Annotated in this window: 17 protein-coding genes; 6 read left to right on the forward strand and 11 right to left on the reverse strand. The window is 56.8% G+C overall.

What is annotated here, in order from left to right; all coding sequences use genetic code 11:
* Window position 1: 1 nt before the first annotated feature.
* From ACR3EM_RS21735 to ACR3EM_RS21745, 3 genes are all read right to left on the reverse strand, one after another.
* Window positions 2-1,984 (reverse strand): ABC transporter permease, encoded by a 1,983-nt coding sequence (locus tag ACR3EM_RS21735; protein WP_480473087.1) that lies wholly within the window; start codon window positions 1,982-1,984, stop codon window positions 2-4.
* Window positions 1,984-3,012: a quaternary amine ABC transporter ATP-binding protein gene (locus tag ACR3EM_RS21740; protein WP_480473089.1), complete on the reverse strand. Its 1,029-nt coding sequence runs from the start codon at window positions 3,010-3,012 to the stop codon at window positions 1,984-1,986. Before ACR3EM_RS21740 ends, ACR3EM_RS21735 begins: the two co-directional genes overlap by 1 nt.
* An 82-nt stretch (window positions 3,013-3,094) precedes the next feature.
* Window positions 3,095-4,048, reverse strand: coding sequence for an ABC transporter substrate-binding protein (locus tag ACR3EM_RS21745; RefSeq protein ID WP_480473091.1), 954 nt, complete (start codon window positions 4,046-4,048; stop codon window positions 3,095-3,097).
* Between the two features lie 238 nt (window positions 4,049-4,286).
* Between ACR3EM_RS21745 and ACR3EM_RS21750 the strand changes: the two genes are divergently transcribed.
* From ACR3EM_RS21750 to ACR3EM_RS21770, 5 genes are all read left to right on the forward strand, one after another.
* Entirely contained in the window at window positions 4,287-5,222 is a 936-nt protein-coding gene (locus ACR3EM_RS21750) for a LysR substrate-binding domain-containing protein (protein ID WP_480473093.1), read from the forward strand.
* A gap of 174 nt (window positions 5,223-5,396) precedes the next feature.
* Window positions 5,397-7,073: a formate--tetrahydrofolate ligase gene (locus tag ACR3EM_RS21755; protein ID WP_480473095.1), complete on the forward strand. Its 1,677-nt coding sequence runs from the start codon at window positions 5,397-5,399 to the stop codon at window positions 7,071-7,073.
* 93 nt (window positions 7,074-7,166) lie between these two features.
* Window positions 7,167-7,436 carry a chorismate mutase gene (locus tag ACR3EM_RS21760; RefSeq protein ID WP_480473097.1) on the forward strand — a complete coding sequence of 90 codons (270 nt, stop codon included), beginning with the start codon at window positions 7,167-7,169 and terminating at the stop codon, window positions 7,434-7,436.
* Between the two features lie 52 nt (window positions 7,437-7,488).
* On the forward strand, window positions 7,489-8,379 hold the full coding sequence (folD, locus tag ACR3EM_RS21765; RefSeq protein ID WP_480473099.1) for a bifunctional methylenetetrahydrofolate dehydrogenase/methenyltetrahydrofolate cyclohydrolase FolD: 891 nt from the start codon (window positions 7,489-7,491) through the stop codon (window positions 8,377-8,379).
* A complete protein-coding gene (locus tag ACR3EM_RS21770) occupies window positions 8,376-8,876 on the forward strand; it encodes a hypothetical protein (RefSeq protein WP_480473101.1) in 501 nt (166 codons plus the stop codon). The genes folD and ACR3EM_RS21770 overlap by 4 nt, the downstream gene beginning before the upstream one ends.
* Here the strand turns inward: ACR3EM_RS21770 and ACR3EM_RS21775 are convergent.
* On the reverse strand, window positions 8,839-9,684 hold the full coding sequence (locus ACR3EM_RS21775; protein ID WP_480473103.1) for an EamA family transporter: 846 nt from the start codon (window positions 9,682-9,684) through the stop codon (window positions 8,839-8,841). The genes ACR3EM_RS21770 and ACR3EM_RS21775 overlap by 38 nt on opposite strands.
* A 141-nt stretch (window positions 9,685-9,825) precedes the next feature.
* Here ACR3EM_RS21775 and ACR3EM_RS21780 point away from each other — a divergent pair, with 141 nt between their 5' ends.
* Window positions 9,826-10,260: a group II truncated hemoglobin gene (locus ACR3EM_RS21780; protein WP_480473105.1), complete on the forward strand. Its 435-nt coding sequence runs from the start codon at window positions 9,826-9,828 to the stop codon at window positions 10,258-10,260.
* Here ACR3EM_RS21780 and ACR3EM_RS21785 read toward each other — a convergent pair whose 3' ends face one another.
* The 7 genes from ACR3EM_RS21785 to ACR3EM_RS21815 form a co-directional block, all read right to left on the reverse strand.
* Complete coding sequence (locus ACR3EM_RS21785) at window positions 10,261-10,971, reverse strand: type 1 glutamine amidotransferase (protein ID WP_480473107.1); 711 nt, start codon at window positions 10,969-10,971, stop codon at window positions 10,261-10,263. It lies immediately after the preceding gene.
* Between the two features lie 64 nt (window positions 10,972-11,035).
* Window positions 11,036-12,364: a type III glutamate--ammonia ligase gene (gene glnT, locus ACR3EM_RS21790; protein WP_480473109.1), complete on the reverse strand. Its 1,329-nt coding sequence runs from the start codon at window positions 12,362-12,364 to the stop codon at window positions 11,036-11,038.
* Between the two features lie 80 nt (window positions 12,365-12,444).
* Entirely contained in the window at window positions 12,445-13,773 is a 1,329-nt protein-coding gene (locus tag ACR3EM_RS21795; RefSeq protein ID WP_170694336.1) for an FMN-binding glutamate synthase family protein, read from the reverse strand.
* 20 nt (window positions 13,774-13,793) lie between these two features.
* A complete protein-coding gene (locus ACR3EM_RS21800) occupies window positions 13,794-14,477 on the reverse strand; it encodes a protein GlxC (protein WP_480473111.1) in 684 nt (227 codons plus the stop codon).
* A gap of 1 nt (window position 14,478) precedes the next feature.
* Window positions 14,479-15,408 (reverse strand): class II glutamine amidotransferase, encoded by a 930-nt coding sequence (locus ACR3EM_RS21805; RefSeq protein WP_170694317.1) that lies wholly within the window; start codon window positions 15,406-15,408, stop codon window positions 14,479-14,481.
* Between the two features lie 146 nt (window positions 15,409-15,554).
* On the reverse strand, window positions 15,555-15,770 hold the full coding sequence (locus ACR3EM_RS21810; protein WP_010437786.1) for a hypothetical protein: 216 nt from the start codon (window positions 15,768-15,770) through the stop codon (window positions 15,555-15,557).
* A gap of 12 nt (window positions 15,771-15,782) precedes the next feature.
* The gene (locus ACR3EM_RS21815) at window positions 15,783-17,156 is read right to left on the reverse strand and encodes an ammonium transporter (protein ID WP_480473113.1); all 1,374 of its coding nucleotides are present in this window, start codon (window positions 17,154-17,156) and stop codon (window positions 15,783-15,785) included.
* Window positions 17,157-17,248: the final 92 nt, after the last annotated feature.

Genomic DNA, 17,248 nt, shown 5'->3' on the forward strand with positions numbered 1-17,248 from the left:
CTCAGTCGAGCCCCAGTCGCTTTTTACGTTTTTCCGCCCAGCTGCTGATGGCCATGTCAAAGGTCAGCGCCATCAGCGACACGTTCAGGCCAAGGACAAAGTTTTTGCCCAACTCGGTACCTGCCAGCGTGCGTTGCAATTCCTGTCCCAGGTCCTGTGTGCCGATGAAGGCCGCGATGATGACCATGAAAAAGGCAAACATGATCGCCTGATTAAATCCGACGGCCATTGTTGGCAGCGCCAGCGGAAATTGAACCGACATCAGCTTTTGGCGCCGCGTGGACCCGGACATGTCCGCCGCTTCTGTCATTTCCGGGGGCACGCTGCTGAGGCCAATAATGGTGTACCGGATCAATGGCACAGCGGCGAAGATCAGGATCGAGAACACGACGGCCACATCATTGACGCCGAACAGCATGATTGCTGGGATCAGATAGATGAAACTGGGGAAAGTCTGAGCGGTGTCGCAGGCTAAAAGGATGCTCTTGGACCAGCGGGTGGATCGGGCCGCGACAACTCCCAGGGGGATACCGATCAGTGTCGCCAGCGCGACCGCCGAAATCACCGTGTAGAGCGTGATAACGGAGCGATCCCACCAGCCCGAGAAAGCCACGATCGTAAAGAAGACTGCAGCATAGATGCCGGGGCGGCGTCCGCCGATCCAATAGGCAAAGGCAACGACCAGCAGGATGAAGGCGGGGGTAGGGATCGCCAGCAACGTGTCTCGGAACGGGATCAGAACCTTGACGTTCAGGAACCAGCGCAACCATTCGGTCGTTCCCTTGATGGCATCAATCGCCAGAATCGACTTTATTACCACGTCAATTTCCTTGCCTTGGCTCAGGTGCTGCTTGCGGCCAACTTCGGCAAGGATCGGGAAGACCTGCGAGAGCAGGATAAACCCGACAAACAGACCCAGCGCGACCAGCGAGATCTGGTGCCGCTTCCACCATGGGGTGCCGCGTTCGAAATGAACGGGCTGTTTGACGACCCAAGCCTTTGACATCCGATCGAGCATGACCGCCAGAAGAACGATGGTCACACCAATCTCAAAAGAACGCCCGAGTTTGAAACTGCCCATCATCGCTAACAGCTTGGCGCCAAGGCCGGGCATGCCGATGAATGCGGTCAGCACCACCATGGCCAGACACAACATGATCACTTGGTTAACTCCAACCAAAATCTCGGTGCGCGCGGCGGGAACATAGACATGTCGCAGCATCTGCCAGCGGGTGCAGCCCGACATCTGACCCGCTTCGATCACTTCGGGACTGACCTTTTTAAGGCCCAGTGTTGTCATCAGGATCATCGGCGGGATGGCGAAGGTAATCGTTGCCACGGCACCGGCTGTTGGCCCGACTTTGAAGAAGATCACCGCAGGCAGCAGGTAAGTAAAGAAGGGCAAGGTTTGCAACACGGACAAGATGGGCTTCAGTATCCGCTCGAACCAGCCGTATTTCCACGCGGCGATACCCAGAACCAGACCCAGCAGGAACGCCAAGGGTGCCGCGACAACAATCACGGACATGGTTTGCATGGCGATTTTCCACTGTCCGATTGCGGCTGTCCAGATGAAGGTGCCCGCACCAAGGGCTGCCAACTTCCATCCCCCGACGGCATAACCGACAACAGCTGCAACAGCTGCAATCGCAGACCATGGGATTGGTCCCAGATTAGGCCAGCGGCGCTTGCCTTCCAAAAGGTTGGCCGATGTGTCCAACAAAAACTCCAGCGGGCCTTCGGCGATGAAGCGAGTCACATAGATCAGGCCAAGGTCGTTCTGGATGAAGTTGAAGATCGCATCCAGAAGCTGTGCTGTGGGTGGGATGGCCGCTTCGGGAATGCGGTTCAGCCATTCGGGCAAAACACCGACGACCTTGACAAGGATCAGTGCAAAGGCCACGGCCAGCAATGCCGTAAGCACGCGGGTACGCCCCCATGGCTTGTGCGAGGCCTCGTGCAGATCAGTGGATAGCGTCGCCATCATTCGGCTCCGAGCAAGACATTCAAAGCGGCGTCGCGTTCCAGAACACCGGTGACAATGCCCTTGTCATCGGCAACCGGCAGAAGGATGCGGTTGTCATTAACGAGAACCCGCGCCAATTCGTGGATGGTCGAGCCGCCATTGACGGGCGCTCCTTCAAGAGCATGTCCATTGATCGGTTTCGCCAGCCCTTTTGCGTGTACGACACGGGCTTTGTCGATGTCTTCGGTAAATTTTGCCACGTATTCGGTGGCCGGGTTCATGACGATCTGATCAGGTGTATCGCATTGTTCAACCGCACCGTTGCGCATGATTGCGATGCGATCTGCGAGGCGTAGCGCTTCGTCGAAATCGTGAGTAATAAAGACGATGGTCTTACCCAGCATCTCTTGCAGCCGCAGGAATTCATCCTGCATTTCGCGGCGGATCAATGGATCAAGGGCCGAGAACGGCTCGTCCAGAAACCAGATATCCGGCTCAATCGCCAAGGACCGGGCGATGCCGACCCGCTGCTGTTGCCCACCGCTAAGCTCGCGTGGGAAGTATTCTTCGCGGCCCTCAAGCCCGACCAGCTTGATGACTTCCAGTGCACGTTCACGGCGGTCATGGCGATCCTGACCGCGCATTTCCAGCGGGAAGGCCACGTTATCCAGGACCGTGCGGTGCGGCAGCAGGCCGAAGGACTGGAATACCATGCCCATCTTGTTGCGTCGCAATTCGATCAGGTCACGCTCGCTCAGGCCCATGATATCCTGACCATCAACCTTGATCGTACCGCCGGTGATGTCGTGCAGGCGCGAGAAGCACCGCACCAGAGTTGATTTGCCTGATCCGGATAGTCCCATGATGACCAGCATTTCGCCCCGGCCAACCTCAATCGAGACGTCCTTGACCCCGGCGATGTAGCCATCTGCGCGAATCTCGTCGAAGCTACGGCCAGCCGGCATGGAATTCAGATAGCTCTCGGGCGAAGGTCCAAATAATTTCCAGACATTTTGGGCTGAGATTACAGGCGCTGTGGCGGACATGGCTGCCTTTCTTTCTTGTTAAGCACGGCCTTGCTCCAATGAGGTCAGTAAGGCCGCGCCAGTTTCGTTGCGTGTGACCGGATTATCCGCTGCAGGCGCTGATCCAGGGATCAACAACAGCGCGGTTCGCATCCAGCCATTCGGCTGCTGCTTCTTCCGGTTCCAGCTCGTCCGTATCGACCAGCTTGGCCATCTCCGCGATCTGCGGATTGGTGAAGGAAATTTCAGTCAATACACAGTAGGCAGCGGGCCATTTGTCTTTCATACCATCCCAAGCGGCCTTTTTCAGGTAACCGGTAGCCGGATTGCCGCAATCATACAGCGCATCCGGGTTCGGACCTTTGGATGGGTCTTTGTCGCATCCATCTTCCCAGGCCGGAAACTCGACAAACTCACCGGGCCAGACGGCTTCGGCGAAGTTGGGTGTCCAGTTGAAGACCAGAACCGGTTTCTTGTCCGCCTCTGCGGCGCCGATCTCGGCCCATAGGGCTGCAGCCGAACCCGCGTTGATCACGGTGAAATTCAGATCGAGCGCTTCGGCACGCTCTTTACCATGTTTCAACCAGTCTACCGGACCGTCCAGATATCGGCCTTTGTCGCCGGTTTCGGCTGTCGCAAACAGATGCGCACAATCGTTCAATGCTTCCCAGTCCGGCAGGCCGGGGCAGGACTCTTTGGTCCACATTGGATACCACCAGTCCTCGCGGGTGACAGCATCGTGGTCGCCCGCATCATGCAGACCGCCCTTTTCCAGAGCCGCGCGGAAGGATGCGCCAAATGCGCCTTCCCAGACTTCCATCTCAAGCGTGACGTCGCCCAGACGCACCGATTCATAGACCGCCTGACTGTCGGTCGTGACGTATTCGACATTATCGCCGATCTCTTCGAGTAGTTGGCCTGTTACGTAAGACATCACGATCTGGCTGGACCAGTTGTGAATTGGGATGACGATCGGGTCGCTGCTGTCTTCTGCGATCGCACCGGTGCCCGCTACCGCTGCCAAGGTTGCAGCAGAAAGTAGGTTTGAAAGTTTCATGATTGCTCCCTGAGTGACGTTCGATTTTTGGATTGTGGGCTCTTCCGGCCCCGAATTTGCGTATTCTGCCTAAATTTGCGCGAAACGCAGAACAGAAATTTGAGAGGCGTTGCCCATAAAATCTTGAGGCTAATCCGGTTTTTTACTATCTTAACAGTCAGTTGCCTAATCGTTTTCAGCCGACGCGGGCAAATGCTCTTTGATTGCAATCAGCTTTAGATTGGGACTCCGCCGTCAGATGCCGAAGAAAGCACCAGTTACCGGGAAGGTTCTTCCGCCGCTCGACTACCTTTTGGCTTTTGAAGCGGCCGCCAAGGCCCAGAGCTTTGCGCAGGCCAGCAAGGTGCTCAACATTTCAGAAACGGCAATCAGTCGCAAAGTGCGTCTATTGGAACAACATTATGACGTGCCCTTGTTTGTCAGAGGCCATCGGTCGGTCTCGTTGACGCAGCAAGGTGCCATATTGTTGGCAACCGTGGAAAAATCACTGGATCTAATGCGGGAGGTCAGCCGGGATATGCTGGCCAAACATCAGGCCAACACGGTTTCGATCTCTGCGACCAACTCCGTTGCCTCGCTCTGGTTGATGCCGCAGCTACGCAAATTCAACAAATCCAATGGCCGCATCCGTATATCGCTGGTGTCTTCGGACAGCGACGCAGAGTGCCTGTCTGATTCTATGGATCTGACGATATTGCGCGGGGAAGGGGATTGGCCCGGATATGAGGCGCAGCTTTTGTTCGGGGAAACCGTTTTCCCGGTATGTAGCCCTGATTATCTCAAAAGTAATCCGAAGGCGGCAGTACTATCCGCGCTGCCGGAATTGGATCTGATTGAGGTGACCAGCAGCCACGCAGAATGGATGACTTGGCATACCTGGCTTGGCAGCAATGAAATTTCTACCTCATTGATGGAACGCGCTGTGGCCTTCAACACCTATCCTCTCTCTATACAAGCAGCTGTTGATGGTTTGGGCGTCGCACTGGGTTGGGCCCATCTTGTTGACCCCCTGCTTGAAAGCGGTGCGTTGGTCAGACCAATCCAGGACATATCGGTGCGAACACAGTCGGGATATTTTCTTCTGAAGAGCCCAACGCAAAAATCATTTCCCGAGCGACGTATCGTCGAGGATTGGTTGTTAGGGCTCAGCGCAGGGCGCAAACGTTACGCGTGATCCGATGGTGCCATCGCGCGATAATTGTTCTTTCCTTCAATGTCTCTGAAATTCAAAGGTTGACCGAAGGGAAAAAATATTTACCGTAATGAAAGTATCTGATTCCGCCCCGGGTCGCATATGCGGACGGGTCTGAATTCGTTCGGCCTACTTTTGCAGGGAGTCCAAAGCCCAATGAGCTACAAATCCGACATTGAGATTGCCCGCGAGGCGAACAAAAAACCGATTCAGGAAATCGGCGCGAAGCTGGGTATCTCCAGCGATGATCTGCTGCCTTACGGCCATGACAAGGCAAAGGTCAGCCAGGACTTCATCAACTCGGTCCAGGGCCGCGAAGACGGCAAGCTGATCCTGGTTACCGCGATCAACCCGACCCCTGCGGGTGAAGGTAAAACCACCACCACCGTGGGTCTGGGCGACGGCCTGAACCGCATCGGCAAGAACGCGATGATCTGTATCCGCGAAGCTTCGCTTGGCCCGAACTTCGGCATGAAGGGCGGCGCTGCAGGTGGCGGTTACGCGCAGGTTGTTCCGATGGAGGAAATGAACCTGCACTTCACAGGTGACTTCCACGCTATCACCTCGGCCCACTCGCTGCTATCGGCGATGATCGACAACCACATCTACTGGGGCAACGAGCAGGAAATCGACACCCGCCGCGTTGCATGGCGCCGCGTGGTCGACATGAATGACCGCGCTCTACGTCAAATCACTGCCAGCTTGGGTGGTGTATCTAACGGCTTCCCGCGTGAGGCAGGTTTTGACATCACTGTGGCGTCCGAAGTCATGGCAATCCTCTGCTTGGCAAACGACTTGAAAGATCTGGAAAAGCGTCTGGGCGATATCATCGTTGCTTACCGCCGCGACAAGACACCGGTTTACTGCCGCGACATCAAGGCCGAAGGCGCAATGACCGTGCTGCTGAAAGATGCTATGCAGCCGAACCTGGTGCAGACACTGGAAAATAACCCAGCCTTCGTGCATGGCGGTCCTTTTGCGAACATCGCGCATGGCTGTAACTCGGTCATCGCGACCAAGACCGCGCTGAAAGTAGCCGACTATGTCGTGACCGAAGCTGGCTTTGGTGCTGATCTCGGTGCTGAGAAGTTCATGAACATCAAGTGCCGCAAGGCAGGCATCGCTCCATCGGCTGTTGTTCTGGTTGCCACTGTGCGTGCGATGAAAATGAATGGCGGCGTGGCCAAGGCTGATCTGGGCGCTGAGAATGTTGATGCGGTCAAATCGGGCTGTGCGAACCTGGGTCGCCACATCGAGAACGTCAAATCCTTCGGTGTTCCGGTTGTCGTTGCGATCAACCACTTCGTCACCGATACCGATGACGAAGTTCAGGCGGTCAAGGACTACTGTGGCGAGCATGGCGTAGAAGCGATCCTGTCGCGTCACTGGGAGCTGGGCTCGGATGGCTCTGCGCCTCTGGCCGAAAAAGTTGTCGAAATCGTCGAAAATGGTGCCGCGAACTTCTCGCCGATCTACCCCGACGAAATGCCGCTGTTCGCGAAGATCGAAACCATCGCCAAGCGTATCTATCGTGCCGACGAAGTTCTGGCCGACAACAAGATCCGCAATCAGCTGCGCGAATGGGAAGAAGCCGGATATGGCAACCTGCCGGTCTGCATGGCGAAAACGCAGTACTCGTTCTCGACCGACCCGACTCTGCGCGGCGCACCCACCGGTCACTCGGTTCCGGTGCGTGAGGTCCGCCTGAGCGCCGGTGCCGGTTTCATCGTGGTTGTCTGCGGTGAGATCATGACCATGCCCGGACTGCCGCGCAAACCTGCAGCCGAAACCATCTGCCTTAACGACGCAGGTGAGATCGAGGGCTTGTTCTAAGCCCCCAAATAAGACATCTCGTGGTCCGGGGAATTCCCGGGCCATGAGGAGACCACGATACCCACTCTGGCACCTCCAAAAGACTGCAATTCGATGCAGGAGTTGCGGGCTCAGATAGACCAGTTGGACCGCCAACTGATCGAGATGCTGGTGACGCGCGCAGGTTACATCGATCGCGCATCTGAACTGAAGCCGAACGCGGGTCTGCCCGCCCGTATCCCCGAGCGGGTCGAAGAGGTGGTGCGAAAGGTGCGCGCGGCTTCGGATGGGGCGGGAATGGACCCGGATTTGGCCGAACAGCTGTGGCGTATTTTGATTGACTGGTCGATTGCACGGGAAGAGCGTGTGCTTGGCCCCGACTGAAGACCCGGGCGCTTTCGGCGCCCGATCCGTTTTTGAAAGAAGGGATCAAAGGATGGTAGCGCAGGTTATCGACGGTAAGGCTTTTGCGGCCAAGGTTCGCGCTCAGGTGGCCGATCAGGTGGCAAAGCTGAAGGAAGAAAACGGTATCACGCCTGGTTTGGCTGTGGTGCTGGTGGGTGAAGACCCGGCGAGCCAGGTTTATGTCCGCTCGAAGGGAAAGATGACCGTTGAAGTCGGCATGAACTCTTATGAGCATAAGTTAGATGCCGACACCTCGGAAGAGGACCTGCTGGCCCTGATCGACAAACTGAACAACGACCCTGCCGTCCACGGCATTCTTGTACAGCTGCCGCTGCCGAAGCATCTGAACGAGGATCTGGTGATCAATTCGATCGACCCGGCCAAGGATGTCGATGGGTTCCACATCTCGAACGTGGGCTTGCTGGGCACTGGCCAGAAGTCGATGGTCCCCTGTACTCCTCTGGGCTGTCTGATGATGCTGCGCGACTACCACGGCTCGCTGTCGGGCATGGATGCGGTTGTCATTGGTCGTTCGAACATCGTGGGCAAACCGATGGCGCAGCTGCTGCTGGGTGACAGCTGCACTGTGACCATCGCGCATAGCCGCACCAAGGACCTGCCGGATGTGGTTCGCCGTGCCGATATCGTCGTGGCGGCTGTCGGACGGCCCGAGATGGTGCCGGGCGACTGGATCAAGGAAGGTGCGACCGTGATTGATGTCGGCATCAACCGCATTGAGCGCGACGGCAAGAACAAGCTGGTCGGCGATGTCGATTATGCCAGCGCCGACGAACGCGCGGGCGCGATCACCCCGGTTCCGGGCGGCGTGGGTCCGATGACGATCGCCTGCCTCCTCGCGAACACACTCACTGCATGCTGTCGCGCTAACAAACTCCCAGAATTTGAAGGCCTAACAGCGTGAGCCTCGCTGCTGGCGCTTCAACCGGCAGAATGTCTGCCTGCGCCAGCGCGCACCAATATTGGTATAATGCGGGCCGTGCCGCGCGCATGGTGATCGTGTCCATTGGTCATTCGGCGTCGAATGCTGCGCGCGTCCGCGCGTTGGTAGCCCGCGCGGCACAAACTGGCATGGCGTTGGATCAGCAATTCTGGGGCAAGGATATGTCGCAGGATAAGTGCCGAACTCAGGTCAAGCAATTGAACGCGGCGGTGGATGTATATGCTGTCTTGTTGCTGCCTGACGCGCCTACACATATTGATATTCTCAACCTGCGAAGTGAATTGCAGGGACACAAAGATCTCAGTCGACCTGGCGCATGGCATCATCCCGGACCAGTTCGCCCGGGCGAAGTTGATTGCGTGTTATACAGCGCGATTGTGGCCCATCAGGCTCATGGTATTGCAATGGGCAAGCGGATGCTCAAATCGCAAGATAGCCAATTCCGAAAAAAGCTATGAGGCAACCAAGCCATTGAGAGATTGACATTTTCTCTCTCAGGATCGCCCAGGCCAGGACAACCGTCAATAACCCGAAGATCGAGGCCGCGACGGATGCATATTGGGCATTGGGCAACCCCCCGGCAGATACGACGCACAAAAGCGCCACCGCGTCGAGCGTGCCCATCAGGCACAACAGGGGAAGGGCCCGCGTGCCCGGCCAAAGCGACTTGCGGGATGCAAGGGCAATTGCGGCCAGGACCGGGATGGCGGTCAAGCGTCCAATCAGCGAAACGGTGAACTCATTACCAAGTTCGGCTGCATATTGTCCCAAAGCGAATGTCGCAGCAAACCCAATTGCAGCAAGAATTGAAAAGGCAATTGTCGGCCTGGCTGCAGGATATTCTGCTCCGTCACCCTTGGATCGTGCTGAGACAATGGACACGCCGACACCAATGGCGATGATTGCCAGCCAATGCCATATGCTGACTTCGGAACCGCGCCATATTGCAAGGGTGACTGACAAAACGGGATAGCTGGCGACAAGCGGGGCGACCAGACGTACAGGCCCGCGCTGAAACGCAGCATACATGCTGAGGCCAGCCAGCAGGTAAAAGCCGCCCGACGCAACTGCATAGGACACTGCCTCGACGGGCATGGGGGCAAACCCGGACCAGATCGCCACAAGTCCGAACTGAAGCACAGCCCCGGCAACCAGCACGGCCATCAACGCGGCGATGACGCTCACGGACTGGCTGACATATCGCACGGCAAGATCGTGAAAGCCCCAACATAATGCGGCCAGCAGACCCAGTACAAGGGCGCTCATCCGGTCGCCTCATGTATCTGGTCATGCCCACACATTACGTGCCCATCTTGCGATATCAACCGCGCCAACATGTCACTGGTGATAAACTTATTTTCCTGTTATGCAATATTTATTGACGGCTACAACTCGGGAAAGAGACGTATGTCATCTGCATTGGATCAAATCGGCGGTGAAGATCGACTTCGGGCTCTGGTCGAACGGTTCTACGACCGCATGGAGACCGATCCGGCCGTACATTCATTGCACAGGTTGCATTTTCGCGGACACGGGTTGTCTCATACGAGACAGGCACAGTTTGAATTTCTGAGCGGGTTCCTGGGCGGTCGGGCCTATTATCGTGAGCGATTTGGTCATATGGACCTGCGTGAAATTCATGCGCATGTGCCGATACGCGAGGCCGATGCCGAGCTTTGGCTGGATACGTTTGACGCCGCGTTGGCGGATTGCGGAATGGACGGTCCGGTGGTGGACAAAATGCGCAAAACTCTGCGCCGTGCCGCGTTGATGCTGGTCAACGATGTCCCAGACTGGAGAGTCGAAGCCGACAGCGGAAAGAACCTTGAGGTTCGTGGCTGATCAGATCTGTCGCAATCTGTCATAGAGGCTGGATGTGATCTTGAATTGTTCCGCAGCAATATTGTCGCTATCAGAGATCATCGTCTGCACCGCGTCTGCGGACCCAAGCCAATTCACAGCGCATTGATGATTTGCCGGATCGGTCATCCACGATTGGATCGTGCCCTGAACAAGTTCGGGGTGAAACTGCACGCCCCAGGCGCTATCTGAGACCCGCAAAGCCTGTACTGCGCAAGCATCAGATTGCGCCAGAACCGATGAGTTGGGCGGTAGGTCAATGGCCTCAACCCCATGCCATTGTAGCACCCGGAATTGATCGGGCAGGGGCTCGAACAGCGGATCACTGCGCGTGTTGTCAGTCAAATTAATAAAAAGCACACCGATCTCAGGCTTCTGCATAGGTACACATTTCCCTCCTAACGCATCAACCAGAAGTTGGTGGCCTAGACATATCCCAAAGTACGGTCGCTTGAGGTCTTGAATCCAGGTCCTGATCGCTTGTTTTTCGGGCACGAGCCACGGGTGCGCCTCGGTTTCCCAGACGTCCATCGGGCCGCCCAGAACCAGAAGCAAATCAAAATCGTCGAGTTGCGGGATTGGTTGGCCATCATACAGATGCACGACTTTGGCCGTATCACCGCATGATGAAATGTGCTCCAGAAACGCTCCGGGACCTTCGCCCGATGAATGCTGGAAAATAAGCACATTCATTGGGCGCCGGCCTCCATCCGAGCGTCGGTATTGGGGCTGCAGCGGTTTGCAGCCCCAAGGTTTCTTAGATATCGAGCGTGTGGTCTTTTTCCCAGCGCGAGAAATGGCTGACGAAGGAATTCCATTCCTGGTGTTTCATTTTGAGGAATGCGCTTGAGAATTCCTGACCCATCATGGCTTTCAGCTCGGTATCGTTGTCATATTCGCGCAACCCGTCGAGCATGTTCAGCGGTAGTTTGGGGGCGTCAGTGACGGTATGGCCTTCGGCATACATATCGATGTCCCAGCGACGTCCCGGATCGGCCTTGGAGCGGATGCCGGACAGACCTGCAGCGATAATGACCGCCTGCAGCAGATAGGGGTTGGTGGCCCCGTCGGCCAGGCGCAGCTCAAACCGGCCAGGTCCCGGAACTCGGACCATGTGAGTGCGGTTGTTGCCGGTCCATGTCACGGTATTGGGGGCCCAGGTCGCGCCCGACATTGTACGCGGAGCGTTGATGCGCTTGTAACTGTTCACTGTCGGGTTGGTGATCGCCGCAAGCGCGCTTGCATGTTTCATGATACCGCCAAGGAAGTACTTGCCCAGTTCGCCAAGTCCCACCTCGCCGGTCGGACCGTCGCCTTCGCCGGCAAAGACGTTGGTTTTGGCGTCCGCTCCGGGTGCATCCCAGACCGAGATATGAGCATGGCAGCCATTACCGGTCAGCCCTTCGACAGGCTTCGGCATGAAGGTGGCCCGCAGCCCATGCTTTTCGGCCACTGACTTGGTCATGAACTTGAAGAACGAGTGCTTGTCGGCGGTTTTCAGAACGTCATCGAACTCCCAGTTCATTTCGAACTGGCCATTGGCGTCTTCGTGGTCGTTCTGATAGGGCCCCCAACCGAGTTCCAGCATATAATCGCAGATCTCACGCACCACATCATAGCGGCGCATCACCGCCTGCTGGTCATAGCAGGGCTTTTCGGCGGTATCGAACGGATCACTGATCTGCTCACCATCGGGGGTCAATAGGAAAAACTCTGCCTCGATTCCGGTTTTGACATGCATCCCCATCTCGGCGGCCTCGCTAATCAAGCGGCGCAGCACATTTCGTGGGGCTTGGGCGACATCCTTGCCTTCCATGACGCAGTTGCCTGCAACCCAGGCGACTTCAGGCTTCCATGGTAGCTGAATAACCGATGACGGGTCCGGCACCGCCAGCATGTCAGGATGCGCGGGGGTCATATCCAGCCAGGTGGCGAACCCGGCAAAACCTGCGCCGTCTTCCTGCATCTCGGCAATCGCCTGCGCGGGCACCAGCTTGGCCCGCTGCCCACCGAACAGGTCGGTGAACGAGATCATGAAGTATTTGACGCCTTTTTCTTTTGCGAAAGCTGCGAGATCTGTCGTCACGATGGCTTTCCTTTCCCTGTTGAATTTTTAATTTCCAAAGCAAAAACGCGGCCCCCGTTAAGGAGCCGCGCAGTATCAGTTCAGAACCCTTCCTTGCCCGGGTACCAGCTTGTCCCGGCCAACGGGACACGCGCCATTGCGGCGGCCTCCATCGTCAGAGCACACAAATCCTCGGGTTCAAGGTTGTGGAGGTGATTATGACCACAGGCACGCGCGATGGTCTGCGCCTCAAGCGTCATTACCTTGAGATAGTTGCGCAGACGGCGTCCGGCCTCGACCGGGTTCAGACGGGCCGCCAAGTCGGGATCCTGTGTGGTGATACCTGCGGGGTCCTGACCTTCGTGCCAGTCGTCGTAGGCCCCGGTGGTGGTGCCCAACTTTTGGTACTCGGATTCCCATTTCGGGTCGTTGTCACCAAGCGCCACGAGCGCGGCGGTGCCAATGGCCACTGCGTCGGCGCCTAGGGCCATCGCCTTTGCCACATCGGCCCCGGTGCGGATGCCGCCCGAGATCACCAATTGCACCTCGCGATGCACGCCCAAATCCTGCAGCGCTTGCACGGCAGGGCGAATGCAGGACAGCGTCGGTAGACCTACATGCTCGATGAACACGTCCTGCGTCGCGGCAGTGCCGCCTTGCATACCGTCCATCACCACCACATCGGCACCGGCCTTTACCGCCAGTGCCGTATCATAATAGGGGCGGGTCGCGCCAACCTTGACATAGATGGGCACCTGCCAGCCGGTAATCTCGCGCAGTTCGAGGATCTTGATTTCCAGATCATCCGGGCCGGTCCAGTCGGGATGGCGACAGGCCGAGCGCTGGTCGATGCCTTTGGGTAGGGTTCGCATTTCCGCGACGCGGTCGCTGATCTTCTGACCCAGCAACATGCCACCACCGCCGGGTTTTGCGCCCTGACCAACAACGACCTCAATCGCGTCGGCCTTGCGCAGATCATCGGGATTCATCCCATAGCGCGAGGGCAGATACTGATAGACCAGTTTGCTGGAATGGCCGCGTTCCTCGGGCGTCATGCCGCCGTCGCCGGTGGTGGTCGACGTGCCCGCCGCTGATGCGCCGCGGCCAAGGGCCTCTTTCGCAGGGCCGGACAGAGCGCCAAAGCTCATACCCGCAATGGTGATCGGAATGTCCAGTTCAATCGGCTTTTTTGCAAAGCGCGTGCCCAACGTTACCGAGGTGTCGCAGCGCTCGCGGTAACCTTCGAGCGGATAGCGACTGATGCTGGCGCCCAGAAACAACAGATCATCGAAATGCGGTACCTTGCGTTTGGCGCCGCCACCGCGGATATCATAAATACCGGTGGCCGCAGCGCGGCGGATTTCCGCATTGATCGGATTGGTGAATGTCGCCGACTGAATCGGCAGGGTGCGGGGGATCTGATCGTCCATGTCTTTCATACCCTTGTTCCTCAGTAAGCAGCGGCGTTGTCGACGTCGAAGTTATAAAGCTGACGGGCGGAACCGTAGCGTTTGAATTCTTCGGGGCTGGCATTCGCGCCCGCGCGGTCCAGCAGGTCCTTCAGGATATCCAGATGCTCGGGGCGCATCTCTTTCTCGATGCAATCGGCGCCCAGGCTCTTGACCGAGCCGCGCACGAACAGCTGCGCCTCATAAAGCGAGTCTCCTAGCGCATCACCCGCATCACCGCAGACCACAAGATTACCGGCCTGCGCCATGAAGGCCGACATATGACCGATATTACCATGCACCACGATGTCGATGCCTTTCATCGAGATGCCGCAACGCGAGCTGGCATTGCCCTTGATGACCAGCAAACCGCCATGGCCGGTGGCGCCAGCATATTGGCTGGCGTCGCCTTCGACAACGACCTGACCGGACATCATATTCTCGGCTACGCCGGGCCCGACCGAGCCTTCGACCTTGACCGTCGCCTGTTGGTTCATTCCCGCGCAGTAATAACCAGTTGAGCCCTTGACCGTCACTTCGATAGGCGCATCCAGCCCGACGGCAATCGCGTGGCTGCCTTTGGGGTTCACGACTTCCCAATGGGTCTGGTTGGTCTCGGTGGATTGCGACTGCAAGGTGGCGTTCAACCGACGAAGGCCGTCTGCTTCAAGATCATAAGTTTGCATGTTATGCGGCCTTTTCGTTGGTCGAGGGGCTGTCATTGTGGGACCAGAAGTAAACCGTCGCTGGCTCCGGCTCCCAGACGCGGGCCTCTTCGATACCCGGCAGGTTCACCAGCGCCCGGTATTCGCTGCCAAAGGCCACGTATTGATCGGTTTCGGCCATCACCGCAGGCTTACAGGCGATCGGATCGCGGACCACGCCGAACCCATCCTTGGTGCCGACGACAAAGGTGAAGAAGCCATCCAGATCCTCAAGGCTGCTTTCCAGCGCCTCACCCAAGGTGGCCCCGTTCATCATCTTCCAGGTCAGATAGGCGGCTCCAACCTCGGTATCATTCTCAGTTTGGATCACTACACCTTCACGGCGCAGTTTGCGGCGCAATGAATTGTGGTTCGACAGCGAGCCGTTATGAACCAGACACTGATCTGGCCCAGTGTTGAACGGGTGCGCGCCCATCGTCGTCACGGCAGACTCTGTAGCCATGCGAGTGTGGCCAATGCCATGTGTGCCGCTCATACTGCTGATGTCAAAGCGCGCGGCCACGTCTTTGGGGAGGCCTACTTCCTTGTAGATCTCCAGCATCTCACCCCGGCTCATGATCCGGACTGAAGGCCGGATTTCTGCCAACGCGACCCGTGCCGCTTCAAACTGCCCGGCCGGAACGTCCAGCACAGTGTGCGTGTCATTATCAGTCTGGCTTACCACCACGCCCAAGTGCTGCCCCAGCTCTTCGGCTAGACCGGCAAAGTCGTCCTTGGGATTGGGCGACTGCAGTGTCACCTTGGTCTTACCACCTGATTCCTCGCCATAAATCGCTATACCCGCGCTGTCGGGGCCGCGATCCGTCATCGTGATCAGCATGTCTGTCAGCATATTGCCCAGTTGGGGCGCAAGAGACTGGTCTTTGAGGAATAATCCAACAATTCCGCACATGGCTGGCAGATCTCCTTGTGTGTTTCGCTATGATTCTACGGTACCAACAATTCAAACGGATATCAATAATCACAGGAAATAAATTTTCCTGAGAGGCAATGGACAAGAAATTAGATTTATGCCCATTGCCAGCTTTCAAAGCCGGATCAGTATCGTTCCAGCTGTGCTTTCACTTTTTCTTCGTCGCCAGTGTGGCGGGCCTTCTCGAGGTGTTCACCTTCTCGGACAAATTGGATGCGATGCCAGCCGATCCAGAATACGACGCCCACGATGACCATAAGGACTTCGTAACCTTGGAAGGGATAGATCGGTCCGACTTCGGCCAGATCAACAGCCCAGCTTGTATATCCATTAGTAGACATTCTTTTTCTCCCTTACTCAGCGGCTACGCCACGGGCAGCCAATTCTTCTTTGTCGGCTGCAATGATCGCGGCTTTGGCGTCTTCATAGGCATGGTGTTCAGCGTAATCGAGGCCCTGAAGTTCGACTTCTTCCGGAATTCGAAGCACACCTGCGGCCGACTGGATTTTTGCAAGAATCCAACCTGGCAAGAAGCCAAGAACAAAGAACATGATGACAGCACCTGTGATCTGACCGACCGGGTTAATCGTCGCGTAACCTTCATATGGCGAAGAAGGCACGCCCCACAGGACAAAGCCAGAAATCACCAGGCCAACGAATCCTGCATAACCATGCACGGCAACGGCACCAACGGCATCATCCAGCTTGAACCGACGCTCGACCCAATAGTGCAACTTGTACACGATCACGACACCGATCGCGGCGATGATCATTGCCTGCACCGGGTGATAAAGATCGTTACCCGCAGATGCAGTGATAATACCGGCCAGTCCGCCCGAGAACGTCCAAAACGCGTCACCTTTGGAAACAACATACGCTGCCATCAACCCGCCAGACAGAGACATCAGGAAGTTGAAGGTAATCGCGGACAGCGTGGTCGGCGCCAGATAGATGTTGGTCGCGGTCCACGTAACACCCGTTATCTGACCGTCGATTGCCTCCGGAGATATCGCCGGAACATTGCATGCGGCATAGAAGCCCCAGAAACCAGTGTAGATCAGGAATATCCCGATGGTCAGCAGCCATGGGTTATGCGGCGGAATGTCCCGCGGCGTACCGTCTTTGGCAAATTTGCCTAGGCGGGGACCCAGAACCATGATCACCCCTAATGCGTAACCACCTGCGATAGCATGAATAACCCCGGAAGCATAAGCATCGTGGTACCCAAGAACGCGCACCATCCAACCGCCGTAGTGCCAACCCCACGCAGCGTCGATGATCCACCAGACTGAACCAATCATCACGGCATGGACCCACAAGGCCGAAGATCTAATCCGCTCGATCACAGAGCCAGATACAATCGAGGCTGCCGTCCACGAGAACAGCAGGAATGCCGCCCAGAAGACGCCGGTGATTCTGTCACCCAGATTGGTCGCCATGGTGTCGGCCCATGGCAGATTTGCAGCGCCCGCTTCGGTATCCAAACCACCCCAGAACGGAAAGTTTGGAAAGGCCCAGTAAATCCACCATCCAAAGAAGAAGAACGTGACCGTCACCAGTGGGATGATCATGATGTTTTTCATCAATGTGTGCATATGGTTACGAGCCCGGCTGGCGCCGACCTCGTACATGCAAAAGCCCACATGGATGAGGAACATGAAAACGACCGTTACCCAGTAGTAGAACTCGGTAAAGACCGTCGTGAGTGCATTTAGATTACCATCCACTTCGTAGTCTCCCTGTTGTTGCAGCAGGAGGTCTTTCTGCGAAGAATTTCCTGCTGGGAATAATTGTGCACTCAGGGGACAATTTCATTCGC

The sequence above is a fragment of the Ruegeria sp. AH3 genome (genome assembly GCF_056536265.1).